The organism is Flavobacterium noncentrifugens, from assembly GCF_900100375.1.
Lineage (GTDB): Bacteria > Bacteroidota > Bacteroidia > Flavobacteriales > Flavobacteriaceae > Flavobacterium > Flavobacterium noncentrifugens.
In genome coordinates, this window is the sequence record NZ_FNEZ01000002.1 from 21,355 (window position 1) to 34,698 (window position 13,344).

12 protein-coding genes are annotated in these 13,344 nt (G+C 41.5%); 6 read left to right on the forward strand and 6 right to left on the reverse strand.

The window, feature by feature from the left end; translation table 11 throughout:
• Positions 1-13: 13 nt before the first annotated feature.
• Positions 14-391, reverse strand: coding sequence for a hypothetical protein (locus BLS32_RS04760; RefSeq protein WP_245699334.1), 378 nt, complete (start codon positions 389-391; stop codon positions 14-16).
• Positions 392-616: 225 nt separating this feature from the next.
• Here BLS32_RS04760 and BLS32_RS04765 point away from each other — a divergent pair, with 225 nt between their 5' ends.
• Both BLS32_RS04765 and BLS32_RS04770 read left to right on the forward strand, forming a co-directional pair.
• A complete protein-coding gene (locus BLS32_RS04765) occupies positions 617-1,189 on the forward strand; it encodes a Crp/Fnr family transcriptional regulator (RefSeq protein ID WP_091392489.1) in 573 nt (190 codons plus the stop codon).
• 95 nt (positions 1,190-1,284) lie between these two features.
• Positions 1,285-2,376, forward strand: coding sequence for an SDR family oxidoreductase (locus BLS32_RS04770; RefSeq protein ID WP_091392491.1), 1,092 nt, complete (start codon positions 1,285-1,287; stop codon positions 2,374-2,376).
• Between the two features lie 288 nt (positions 2,377-2,664).
• Here BLS32_RS04770 and BLS32_RS04775 read toward each other — a convergent pair whose 3' ends face one another.
• From BLS32_RS04775 to BLS32_RS04805, 5 genes are all read right to left on the reverse strand, one after another.
• The gene (locus tag BLS32_RS04775) at positions 2,665-3,012 is read right to left on the reverse strand and encodes an MmcQ/YjbR family DNA-binding protein (protein ID WP_091392493.1); all 348 of its coding nucleotides are present in this window, start codon (positions 3,010-3,012) and stop codon (positions 2,665-2,667) included.
• 183 nt (positions 3,013-3,195) lie between these two features.
• A complete protein-coding gene (locus BLS32_RS04780; protein WP_139171690.1) occupies positions 3,196-3,918 on the reverse strand; it encodes a T9SS type A sorting domain-containing protein in 723 nt (240 codons plus the stop codon).
• A complete protein-coding gene (locus tag BLS32_RS04785) occupies positions 3,882-6,302 on the reverse strand; it encodes a choice-of-anchor tandem repeat GloVer-containing protein (protein WP_091392499.1) in 2,421 nt (806 codons plus the stop codon). The genes BLS32_RS04780 and BLS32_RS04785 overlap by 37 nt, the downstream gene beginning before the upstream one ends.
• An 807-nt stretch (positions 6,303-7,109) precedes the next feature.
• Complete coding sequence (locus tag BLS32_RS04800; protein WP_139171691.1) at positions 7,110-8,642, reverse strand: T9SS type A sorting domain-containing protein; 1,533 nt, start codon at positions 8,640-8,642, stop codon at positions 7,110-7,112.
• Positions 8,643-9,291: 649 nt separating this feature from the next.
• Complete coding sequence (locus tag BLS32_RS04805) at positions 9,292-9,918, reverse strand: NAD(P)H-dependent oxidoreductase (RefSeq protein ID WP_091392507.1); 627 nt, start codon at positions 9,916-9,918, stop codon at positions 9,292-9,294.
• Positions 9,919-10,016: 98 nt separating this feature from the next.
• On the opposite strand from BLS32_RS04805, the gene BLS32_RS04810 reads away from it, so the two are divergent.
• From BLS32_RS04810 to egtB, 4 genes are all read left to right on the forward strand, one after another.
• Complete coding sequence (locus BLS32_RS04810) at positions 10,017-10,376, forward strand: winged helix-turn-helix transcriptional regulator (RefSeq protein WP_091392509.1); 360 nt, start codon at positions 10,017-10,019, stop codon at positions 10,374-10,376.
• A gap of 422 nt (positions 10,377-10,798) precedes the next feature.
• A complete protein-coding gene (locus BLS32_RS04820) occupies positions 10,799-11,761 on the forward strand; it encodes an L-histidine N(alpha)-methyltransferase (RefSeq protein ID WP_091392513.1) in 963 nt (320 codons plus the stop codon).
• Positions 11,762-11,787: 26 nt separating this feature from the next.
• Positions 11,788-12,171 carry a VOC family protein gene (locus tag BLS32_RS04825; RefSeq protein ID WP_091392514.1) on the forward strand — a complete coding sequence of 128 codons (384 nt, stop codon included), beginning with the start codon at positions 11,788-11,790 and terminating at the stop codon, positions 12,169-12,171.
• Between the two features lie 21 nt (positions 12,172-12,192).
• On the forward strand, positions 12,193-13,341 hold the full coding sequence (gene egtB, locus BLS32_RS04830; protein ID WP_091392516.1) for an ergothioneine biosynthesis protein EgtB: 1,149 nt from the start codon (positions 12,193-12,195) through the stop codon (positions 13,339-13,341).
• Positions 13,342-13,344 lie beyond the last annotated feature (3 nt).

Sequence of the window (13,344 nt, forward strand, 5' to 3'; positions counted from 1 at the left end):
TGGCTATAAAATTTTAAGAAAGGCTTATCGGCGGATGAAAGTAAGATCCATTATGTGCATTGCAGTAAAGATTGCTGTAAGCCGAATTGAATGAAGGATTGCTGTCGCTGAATGCAAATAAATATTCAAAATCTGCAATAGCGGATATAAATAAATCGGAGGTTTCAATAACGGGTGCATGCTTTTTATCAGAGGAAGCCGGTTTTTCAGCATCTGAAGCCGCTGCGAGGTTTTTCATCAGGTAGCATTTTCCATTGCAGCCCATGATTGGGGTTTCTTTGTTCTCGCAAAGTTCGGTGCGGATGTAATCATAATTGACGATATAATCAAACACCGGAATCACGGGTTTGAGTAAAATAGTCAGGCAGATGATGAAGATCCAGTTTTTCACAATGCAAAGCTAAGGAACAAAAAATGATAATTTTGTATTATTTTGATCTTTTACTTGTATGATTGAGGTATTTTTTCAAGCGGTACAATTTTTAAATTTGGTGTATTGTACTGAATTTATTGCGAAAATAGAAATGAATTTTTTCGACTGCCATTATAGAAATTAGGAAATTAATATGATAACTTTAAGGAAAATCACTGCATTGGAAATAACACAACAACATTTATGATATACGATATACTCTTCAAACACCTCGAACAAAAAATCCAGCTTTCCGAAGTTGAAAAGGAAATTGTAAAATCGTATTTCATTCCGAAAACGCTAAAGAAAAGAAAGCTGCTTTTACAGGAAGGCTATGTTTGCAAATACCTGACTTTTGTTGCAAGCGGACTCTTAAAAACATACCATATCGATGAAAAAGGGAAGGAACATATCAGCCAGTTTACGCCCGAAGGCTGGTGGACTTCTGATATGCATAGTTTTTTTCACAGCGTGCCTTCACAATATACTATAGATGCTTTGGAAGATTCGGAATTGCTCATGATCACCGCCGAAGATTTCGAAAATATGACATTGCAGGTTCCTGTGATGGACCGGTATTTTCGCTTGCTTTTTCAAAACAGCCTTGTAGTGAAAGAACGCCGGTTGGTCACTGCCCATACGCTGACAGCAGAAGAAAAGTACCGGCAGCTCGTTGAAAACAATCCCGGATTGGTCAATCGGGTACCGCAAAACTTGCTGGCATCTTACCTCGGACTTACCGCTGCTACCGTAAGCCGGCTGAAAAAAAACGTTTAGTTGGGATAAAAGCGTTGACCTGAATCAACTTCATTTTATGTCCTACGTCATTTGGCATCTCGTATTTCGGAAGTAATTTTGGAAAAACATTGAATATGAAAACCCAGGAAACCCAAAATACAAAACACATTGCGCTTGTTGTAGGATCTACAGGAATGGCTGGCAGCAATCTTGCTGCAAAATTAATACAAACAGGTTGGGAAGTGTATGGCTTGTCGCGTTCAGCAAAGAATGACAGCAAAGGCGTTACGTCGATTGCTGCCGATTTGCTGGATCCGGAACAATTAACTGAAGCCTTAAAAAATATTTCACCGACCCATGTATTTTTCACGACCTGGATGCGCACGGACACGGAACAGGAAAATATCAGGGTAAATAGTGCGCTGGTGCGGAATTTATTAAATGCATTGTCAGCAAAAAAATCGGTGCAACATGTCGCTTTGGTCACCGGATTAAAACATTATCTCGGACCGTTTGAAGCCTACGCCAAAGAAGGGAACTTTCCTGAAACGCCGTTACGCGAAGAACAGCCCCGCTTGGAACTCGATAATTTTTATTATGCGCAGGAAGATGAAGTTTATGATGCTGCAGCTCGCGACGGGTTTACGTGGAGCATCCACCGTCCGCACACGTTGATTGGATATGCTGTTGGAAACCTAATGAACCTGGGAACAACCCTCGCCATTTATGCCAGTATTTGTAAAGAAAAAGGTGTGCCATTGGTATGGCCGGGATCTGAAGCACAGTGGAGTGGCCTATCCGATGTGACCGATGCGCAGATTCTCGCGGAACAACTGCTTTGGGCAGCAACAACACCCAAAGCACAAAATGAAGCGTTTAATATCGTTAATGGCGATACGTTCCGCTGGAAATGGTTGTGGCAGAAGATTGCAGATTATTTTGAAATTGAAGTTGACGGTTTCAACGGATCGATGCGCCCGCTTGATGAACGGCTGTCGGTACAAACCGAAACCTGGAAAAAAATGGCAGCACAACACAACTTAGTAGAATCTGATCTTAACCGAATCGCTTCCGCCTGGCATACTGATCTCGATTTGGGACGCCCGATTGAAGTAATGACGGATATGGCGCGGAGCAGGAAGTTGGGGTTTACGGGATATCAATCGACGGTGGAATCGTTTTATGATTTGTTTGATAAGTTGAGGGAGGAGCGTTTGATTCCTTAAAGAATCTGTGATTATTATAAAATAAAACCCGCGAAGATGATTTCGTGGGTTTTTTTTGTTTCTAAATAGATTTTTTGAAGTGACTTTAAATAATCTACACGTTTCAGCAATTCTTTCAGGAAAAAGAGAAATCATTTTAAAAATGGCGCAAAAACTAAAAAATTACTTTAGCATTCCAGCCGAAGTTTTTCTTCACAGCTCTTAAGAAACTTCGAATTTGGTGCGTTTTTTTTTTTTTGGCGGTTTCAAATTGCTAACTCAAGCTCAGTTCTCGGTTGGTGGCAGTATCTACTGATCAAAATCACGTAAAACCTTTTTACTGAGTTTTGCTTTTACAAGTTCGTAGGATTTAACTATGTGTTTTTTTAATTCTATAGTCGAAATTTCACTGATGTTAATGACTGTTACCCATTTATGCTGCGCAAAATAAGGAGCAGGCTTAAAATTTATTTGTGTACTGATTTCATCAAAATCTTCATTTGATACTTTAAATGCGACAGACGTTGGGATGGCTTCCAGATCGATAACACAAAACATTTTCCGCGCAACCATATAAACCAAATCGCTTTTCCATTTGATTTCCACTTCGACATGTGGCAGGTCTTTGCAAATTTTGTCTATTTTTTCGATATCCATACCAATACGAATTTTTCGGAATTACCGCCAACATGAGCCTGCTAAGAGAGAGCGATTCAGGCAAACTCATTTCGCTCTGCCAAGATAAAACTTTCTTCGCAAAAACGAAATTTCCGGTAACCGAAAATTAGCAATCTCGTCATAGCCGCTGTTATACGTTCGTCTTTCTTTTTCAAGGATTCGCTACTGCAAAATTATTTTTAAGTGGGTTACTTTTCGGTTTTCTGCTGTTGCCCTGATAAAGTAAAATCCTTTCGCTTCGTTGCTTAAATCTATAATTGTTTGTCGTTGATGAATGTTGGTTTTATATATAAGTTTTCCAAGAACATTGTAGATTTCAATTTCGGTGATGGTCGAATTGTTTTGTAATATTGTTATATAATCACTTGTAGGGTTAGGAGCAATACTGATATTGCTTTGCGAAGTAGGCTCGTTTAACCCCAGAGTTGCCACAACAATACACGCTGAAGTATCACGACAAGCCGCAGTTGTTACAATCACAGCATAACTGCCGTTGGATGTAGCGGTATAACTTTGGTTGGTTGCTCCTGCAATGGGGGAATTACTACTACAATCCATCCATTGGTAACTTAAAGCAGCATTTTCTTGTGAAGTAAGCGTTGCAAAATTCAGCGTTACATCAGTATTTGGTGAAGCAATTACATTGACCAATAAAGAAAAATTAACGGTGCCTCCATACCCATCATTAGCTGTAACAGTTATAGTTGCAGCTCCTGTTTGATTGTTATTACTTGTGTAATTTAATGTATAGGTGCTGCCGGAATTTGTAATTGAAACATTTGAAACCGGTATTAACTGTGGATTGCTGCAGGCAATTTCAAAATTCATTACATCTAAATCTTCATCACTTATCGTAAATGTAGCAGTGTCAGTTGCATACTGCAAACCGTTTGTGCTGTTGGAATATTTGACAGCACAGGAACTTTATTAGGGATAACCTCCAAAAGCTCAGGGAAACTATTTTGATAGCATGTTCCACTGTACCAGCCAAAAGATGGACTGCCAGGATAAAAGGGCAATGAATACAGCGCAGCGCTATGTGTAGCGGGATCGTATTCTGCCAGTTGTGCTATTGGCCCTCCATCTTGTAAGGAGTATGTTTTATTGCCTGATTTGGTAGGCAGGCCCGCACTTCCAAATCCGCTGGCAACCAACTCAGTAGTATTGGTGCTTGGGGTATATTTGAATAAACCTCCGGGGCTGGCTCCAGGAACATTGTTACCCTTGTTGGAAGTAAAAGCATACAATTCGCCGTCAATGATTTTGAAACTTGAGAGCGGATAGGTGCCTACAGTAAGCGGATCAAAATCGTATTTGTGTGTTGTAATGTTTGAAGCTGGATCCCATTCGTAAATCGTTCCATTATACGTTCCGCCAGAACTGCCTTTCCAAGGTGTCATACCATAGTATTTGCCATTGAAGAAAGTAATGTTATTGGCGCTTTGTGTATCTTGAAAGTTATTCAATGAGCCTTGATCCATCACCGCAACCCTATCGAGTAAATGGCTGGCAGGATCAAAACGAAATATACCACCATAGGTGATGCCGCCTGTTACAGCAGGATAGGATTCGTAAATTTGCTGTGTAAAATAAAGTTGGTTGTTATACAATTTGAGCGAGGAATAGCTCAGATCCGGGGCTTCGCTTTCGTACAATCCTGTGTTCATATCCCAGGAAAAAATCTCACCACCTATGTTGTAATTCACGCTATTTCCCCTCCAACCACTGTTTTTTATTTTTTGCTTAAAGTTTATTCCGTATAATTTGCCGTTGTAAGGCGTAAGGTCGCCTAACGGACGCGCGCTCGTATTATATCCGTCAAACTCAAATCGTTCCTGGTATTGCAAATTATCCATGTCCCACTCAAAAATATTGCCTGCATGGCTGTTGCCGCCCAAATAGGTACAGCCAAAAAGTTTGTTGCCTACGCGTGTAAGGTTTCCTTTGGGTAGCGATCCGTCGGCAGCCTGCATGTATACTTTGCGCGTAACCTGGAGTGAATCGATATCCAATTCAAAAATAGCGCCCTGATAAAATCCACCATTGCCTGAAGTGGTACCCAACAGTTTGTTTCCGCTAAGCAGCAACGTATTATCAGGATTTACACCGGGCTCGTAGTTATATTCTTCGCAAAATGATCCATTTATAGCAAATGGTCTTTGATTATTTTGATGCTTGAACGTTAAAGCGTTGTTTGCAGGATTCCATTCGAAGATATACCCTGCTCCATTGCTTTTGGTGGCTGTTGCCCATAATTTGTCTCCTACTACTGTAAAACCACCCAGCGGTCCACCCAGATTACTCAATGCGGCAGAACCCAGGTCTATTTTTTTAACAAGTGCGTTATTTGCAGGATTCCATTCAAAAATAACACCTTGGTCCGGCGTATTGACCGATTCGTATATGCCTCCGCCATAAGTCATTCCATAAAATTTGTTGTTGTACAGTGTAAGCGAAGCTAAAGGCCGTTCGCCGTTGGCAGTGCCACTAAAATCTATTTTTTTTGTAACTGTGTTGGTACTGGGTTCATATTCGTAGATTACTCCCTTATTGTTTATGCCGCCAGCGTTGGTCATACCATACAATTTGCCATTATACACACTTAATTTGCCAACTGGATTAGCCCCTTTAAGATTATCAAAATCAAATTTTTTGGTGCAGATGTTAGTGACAGGATTGTATTCAAAAATAACCCCTGAATCTGATGATCCGCCAGCAAACGTAACGCCATAAAACAGATTTCCGACCAGCGTAAGCGAGCCATGCGGATTGCCACCAGCCGGGTTTTCCATATCGTATTTTTTGGTGTAGGTGCTGGTAGCCAAATCCCATTCGTAGATCACGCCAAGCCCGTTTGTACCGCCAGCGTTGGTCATGCCATATAATTTGCCGTCGTACAGCTGCATGGCACCCCGGGCATCGCTACCGCTTTCTCCTGTAAAATTGTATATTTCATTGTATGCGCTGGTTGTAGCATCCCACTCAAAAATGACGCCCGCATTAAAAGTTCCTCCTGCGGTGGTGGTGCCAAAATATTTTCCATTGCCGGGTGCTACAATATCAGATTTGGGTGCTTTGCCTTTTACTTTTATTTTAAAATCATACGCCACCGTAATAATTTGGGTTTCGGGTGTAAAATAAAAAATAGAACCTTTGTGGTCGGGTCCGCCATATTGTGTCATGCCATACAAGCGTGCAGCGTGCGGCGATTGTGCGTTTGCAACAAATAAGCCACTAACAAGTATTAAAGTTAGAATTGTTTTTTTCATGTTATTTTTTAGCCGTTTGCTTTTTTGTTAAATACTGTCGATTTGTGGATTATCAAGCTGGCGTATAACATTTCCGGCTAAGCAAATTCAGCGAAATTATTAACAGAGTATTCTCTGCCAAATGGAAACGAAGGTATGGAAAAAAGGGTTTCAATTTACTAAAAATCAGCCGATTTGCTTAACCGTTGTTGGCGGTAGTTTTAATATTTATTAGTTTTTTGACATTCAATTCGGCTAAAGTAAATATCCCAACGAATACAAGAAAATAAATGATTTTCGCAATTAAATCTAAAATAAAATTTGAAGGAAAAATTTCTAAAGAAGAATACATTGTCCAAGAACTTGGAAGATAATTCCTGTGAAATGAAGTTACAATAATTATAAAGCGCTCAATTGAGATAATTAATAACAAAGAGAACAAGATTCTAAGCAAAACATTTTTTCTAATTTTTTTTACTTGTAACAACTGCATTATTACATCCAGATTAAAGGTTGTAGCCAATAACCAAACCAATATTTGCCAAACATTCGATCTAAAGTTTGACTATTTTCCGCCGCTGAAGAGTTTTGAAACTCTATGAAGGTTCCAATAATCCATGTAAGAAAATAAAGAATTCCAATAAGACTAATAAGTTTGCTAGCTTGTTCGTCCACTTTTTTAATAAAAGATTTTTTAATAAAGATAGATAGCAAAAGATATAGCAAAGAATACAGCCCAAAAGCAGTAAAGAAATCTAAGAAGATGACTGTAAAAAAATATATCAGGTTTTTAAGATTTAGAGAAGGAATTTAGAAATGATACTTGAATCATTCTTTGATGATTTTTGTACTTAAAGGTTTGCCATCAAACCCTTCCGCTTCAAGCACATAAACACCTCGCGAAAGCCCTTCGACATTTATAAATTCGCCACCAGCGTTTTCCAATACTTTTTGACCCAAAAGGTTATTGAGGGAAATTTTTTTTAACGGCCGGGTAAAGTGAAGGATGGATTGGGTTGGGTTTGGGTAAAGGATATTCGTAACGCGGTTTGGGTTTTGCGTTTCCAGGTTTTCCGGACCGAGTTTTACAATCCAGAAATCATTATCACCATGGTTTCCAGAGGCATCCCCATCATTTGAGGCTGAATATCCTCCAAGAACATACCCTCCGTCTGCGGTGTGTTCAATGAAGTTAGCCAAATCGCCATTAGTTCCGCCTAAAACCTTTTGCCATTCCATAGTACCGGTAGCATTGAGCTTCACGACCCATACATCAAAAGCAAAAGTAGCATCGTTTCCGGATACATCCCCGTCACTGGAATTCGTATATCCCGCCACAATGTAACCGCCGTCGGCACTTTGCAGGATGGAATAGGCCTGCTCGGTAGCGCTTCCACCTAAAGTTTTCTTCCATTCGACAGTGCCGGAAGCGTCGAACTTTACCACCCACAAATCAAGGTTTCCATGATTTCCGGAGACATCCCCGTTATTAGAATACGTAGATCCCGCCGCGATATATCCGCCATCTGTAGTCTGTTGGATGGAATATGCCTGGTCACTATCAGTTCCACCCGTGGATTTTTGCCATTGGATCGCACCGGTAGCGTTGAGTTTTACCACCCAGAAATCAATAAAACCCTGGTTTCCGGAGACGTTCCCGTTGTTGGAATTGTTAACTCCGGCCATGATGTACCCGCCGTCAGTAGTTTGTTTAATGGCAAAGGCCGCATCAGGACCGGTTCCACCTAAGGTTTTCTGCCATTCGATAGTGCCTGAAGCAGTCAGTTTAACCACCCAAGAATCACTACTGCCATGGTTTCCGGAGACATCCCCTTCATTAGAATACGTGTATCCGGCCACGACATACCCGCCGTCGGTGGTTTGCTGGATAGCAAAGGCGCGATCAGAATCCAATCCGCCGAGAAGTTTCAGCCACTGGGTCGTACCGGTAGCATCCAGTTTCACTATCCAGGCATCATCGCCTCCATGGTTTCCGGTTGCGTCTCCGTCGTGAGATTCTGTATATCCGGCCACAATATATCCACCGTCTGCGGTTTGTTGCATGGATTGGGCATAATCATACAACGATCCGCCCAGCGTTTTTTGCCACTCAATTTCGTTTGACGCGTTAAGTTTTACTACCCATGCATCGCCATTTCCATGGTTTCCTGATACGTCCCCGTCGTTAGAAGTCGTATTTCCTGCCATTATATAACCGCCGTCGGCAGTTTGTTGAGCAAAATGGGCTTGGTCATCGGCTGTTCCGCCCAGGGATTTCTGCCATTCGATTGCCGGTGCAACCTGCGCTACAGCCGCGGTGCTTATCAGGCAAAACAGCATTATTTGTAAATGTATTTTCATATAGTTTTAAAATTAGAAAATAATTTAAAGATATGATAAATTATTCTTTAATAATCTTTTGCTGAACGGTTTTCCGTCCGCGCCTTCCGCCTCAGGCATATTAGTACCTTGCGAAAGTCTTTCAAGGTTATTGATCGCCGCTTGCATTTTCCATTACCCTTTGTCCCAAAAGGTTACGGAGGGAATTATTTTTTGAGGGTTGGGATAGGAGAAGGATGGATTTTGTTGGATTTGGATATACCAAATAACGGCACTGGCATGTTCTGAAATGCCAAGAGCGTAAGGAGCAAGTTTCACGTGCACGACTTAAAACCCATAATGTCTGGTAAATCTTCATCATTAGAATAATATTGAGCGATAAACACCAATCTGTCATCTGGATCTTCAATAACCGAATTACCCTCGGAAATTGCCAATTCATTGGGAGCAATCATAAGTGAACAAAAAACACAAAACAATCATTTTTCTGTCGCTTGCGTCGCCATAGGAAGTTGGCCATGTTGGGATATTGTATCTGCAAGAACAAACAAACCTTGGAATTTAATACAATACCCATTGTATCACTTTTAAATTTTAAGTGCGGGCAAACAGGAAACGGGCAGTATACCAACTTAAGATATATGCCCGCTGATAAATAGATCTGTAATCATTATACCCTGGTTGAAAATTCGCGGATAGGCAGGCGGACTTTTGGCATCGAAGCCAGATAATCGTTTGCAGCATCACGGTATCCCAGGGAAAGGGTTACTGAAGCGTGAAGGTTTTTTGCTGTTAACCCCAAAATTTCATTAAATGCTTGCGGATTAAAACCTTCCATGGGAGTAGTGTCTACTTTGAGTTCGGCAGCCGCTATTAAAGCAGTCCCTAACCCGATATAGGTCTGTTTGCCAGACCAAATCGCATGTTGTTCAGGAGTTTGGGTAGAAAAATGAGCGGCTAGGGTATCCCTGTAATCGTTAAGCGCCCCGGTCTCCAAACGGCGCTGTTCTTCCATCATCGCAACGTAATCGGCAATGTACTCGTTGGTGATCGTGTTACAAGCAGCAAAAACCAACAAATGGGAAGAATCCTTGATTTGAATATTGAATGACCCTTCAGCCAGCTTTTGTCTTATTTCAGGATCGGTTACCACAATCATGCGATAAGGTTGTATGCCGCAGGAAGAAGCGGTGAGATTGACGGCTTCGATAATTTGGCCAACCTTATCTTCACTGACCGGCGCATCTGAATATTTCTTGACGGCATAGCGCCATTGTAAATTTTTAATTAATTCCATTTTTGATTATTTTTATTTGCAAAGCTATAACAGTGAGGTGTATATTTGTAACCAGGTGACAAAAAGTTATAGTGACAAATAAGTAACCAGTGAATGATATGGAACAAAAGTTCGATCCTGTAAAAGAATGCAGCCATAAAATATTGGCGATTAGCGATACGATGGATATTTTAAACGGGAAATGGAAAATGTCTATTGTTGCATGCTTGTGTTACAAGCCGATGCGTTATTCTGAATTGCTGAAGGAAGTAAAGGGTATTTCGGGCAAAGTACTGAGCCGTGAATTAAAGGATTTGGAAATGAACGAATTAATTGAACGTATCGTGTTGAACACTGCGCCTGTTGCCGTAGAATATCGGATCACAACTTATGGCAATTCGCTGAAAGAGCTTACCCAAACCATAGCGGATTGGGGATTTACCCACAGGCAGCGCATTATTGCAGGAATGAAAAAGTGATGGGTGGTTTTTACACAGGTTTCTTTAAATCGGTATGCTTGTTGGTTGCACAACGCCTGGAATGGCGAGGTAACCCATTGCAACAGACTGAGTTTGCAAAAGAGTGTCAATTAACCCATAGTAATCTGATTAAATGTAAGTCCTTTGGCGGTTTTAAATATCATTTGCGACCATCGATGCCAATTGCGATACAATCGCGGTTGATTCCTTTTAACCAGCAGAAGTAAAGCCGTTACAGCAACAAAATCATCAGTCGCATTAGCTATTAAAACATGTTTTCAAGCAAATATATACACTTGGATTTACATACACTCGCAATCGCGTAGGCAAAAAATTAACGGAAAAATTACGAAGGCATTCATCGGTTTGACATCGTTAATTTTGTACCTTTATTTGGAAACATAAAAATACCGAAGCCAAAGATGGGTAATTTTACTACGGGAGTTAAGGAGACAAGATTTTATAATGATGTGATTTCGGGCCTTTCCGGATTTCCCAAACAGCTTTTTTCAAAATATTTCTATGATGCGATAGGCGATAAGCTTTTTCAGCAAATCATGAATTGCGACGATTATTACCTGACGAAATGTGAGATGGAGATTCTCGAATTGCAGACGGAAGCCATTATTGACTCCATTTCGGCCGATGATTACTTCGAGCTCGTCGAATTGGGACCGGGAGACGGTACCAAATCAATAAAACTGCTAAAGGAACTCACCCATAAAAAAGCAGATTTCACTTACATTCCAATCGACATTTCCCACAGTGTTATCGATAACCTCGAAGCATTGGTTGCCGATACGCTTCCGGAGGTAAAAACTTCAGGGATGAATGGCGATTTTTTCGATATGCTCAATCAGCTCCGAAATTCAAACGGGGCAAGGCGTGTCGTTCTGTGTCTTGGCGGAAATATCGGGAACATGACCGTCGGCGAAAGCCATGCATTTTGCGGGAAGTTGCGCCAGTCGCTTTCCAAAGGCGACAAAATTATTTTCGGATTCGATTTGGTCAAGAACCCCAAAATCATCAGAAGGGCGTATGACGACAGTGAAGGCATCACAAAACGTTTCAATTTAAATCTTCTCGAACGCATGAACCGTGAGTTGTGCAGCGATTTCGATGTAAAAAAATTCGAACATTACTGCAGTTACGATCCTGAAACTGGCTCATGCAAAAGTTACCTGGTTTGTCTTCAAGATCTTGAGGTGCATTTTCCGGAAGCCGTTATCCCGTTTAAAAAGGACGAATACATCCACATGGAAATCTCCCAAAAATACACGCTTTCCCAAATCAGCGACATGGCGCATAAAACGGGCTTTGTAGTGGATCGCAATTTTTTCGACAGCAAAAAATGGTATGTAGATTCGGTTTGGGAAGCTGTTTGATGCAAATAACATAAGTTTATACGATCATGCTTAAAGACAAAAAAGCCTACAGCAGTTTTTCGGTGAATGACACCGACAAGGCATTCGCATTCTATAAAGAAACGCTGGGATTGGACATTTCCAAAGGCGATATGGGAATCCTCGAACTCCATTTGTCAGGAAACGCAAACGGCGCGATCATTTATCCGAAACCAAATCACGAACCGGCAACTTTTACCGTTCTCAATTTTCCTGTTGATGATATTGAGACGACAGTCGATTGGCTTATTTCAAGAGGAATCACGTTCGAACAATACGACATGGAATATATCAAAACCGACGAAAAAGGAATCGCGCGAGGTGAACAAGGCCCGGAAATGGCATGGTTCAAAGATCCGGCGGGAAATATTTTGGCGATACAAGGAAAATAAACAGGGCAATCGGACTGGGATATGACATTACAAGAAAAATTTAATTTCGTAAGGGCAGCGTGTGAAAATCTGTGCAGGCCATTAATCACCGAAGATTATTCGGTGCAGCCCAGTTTATTCGCGTCGCCTCCAAAATGGCATCTGGCGCACGTCACCTGGTTTTGGGAACAGTTCGTACTGACCCAATATTTATCGGGTTATGAAGTTTTCGATGATGATTTTTCATTTCTGTTCAACAGTTATTACAACAATGTAGGCAAACGCGTTTTACGACCGGTGCGCGGTTTAATGACACGCCCAAGTGTCGAAGACGTGTATCGCTATCGCGCCTATGTGAACGAGAACATGAATAAATTGTTCGAAAAAGAGTTGTCAGCCGAACTGATAGCAACTATAGAAATTGGGTTCAACCATGAGCAGCAGCACCAGGAATTGTTGGTCTATGACATCAAATACATTTTGGGCAACCAACCCACATTTCCGGCTTATGCAAAGAATGTTTTTACATTTAAAAAAGTCCCATCGGCTAATATATTCCATAAGATCAGCGCCGGAGTCTACGAAATCGGACACGATGGAAATGGCTTCGCGTTCGACAACGAATTCGGAAGACACAAAACCTATATACAAGATTTTGAAATTGCCGACCGTTTGGTTACCAATGCCGAATATCTCGAATTTATGCAGGCCGGCGGCTATTCAGATTTTAATTTCTGGCACGACGAAGGCTGGCAATGGGTGACATCGAATCAGGTCAATGCGCCATTATATTGGCACGAGATCGAAGGAAGCTGGCAGTATTACGAACTCGGCGGATTACAGCAAATCGCGCTCGAGGAACCTGTAAGGCACATCAGTTTCTATGAAGCGTTTGCGTTCGCACAATGGAAAGGCATGCGTTTGCCAACGGAACAGGAATGGGAAGTCGCGGCATCAAAATTTGATTGGGGACTACTTTGGGAGTGGACAAACAGCGCTTACCTTGCCTATCCCGGATATGTAAAGCAACCCGGCGCGATAGGGGAATACAACGGGAAGTTCATGATCAACCAGATGGTGTTGCGTGGCGCATCGGTAGCGACCCCGAAAGAACATAGCCGTAAAACCTACCGCAACTTTTTCCACCCCGACATGCGCTGGCAATACAACGGAATCCGACTTGTAAAATAAGGA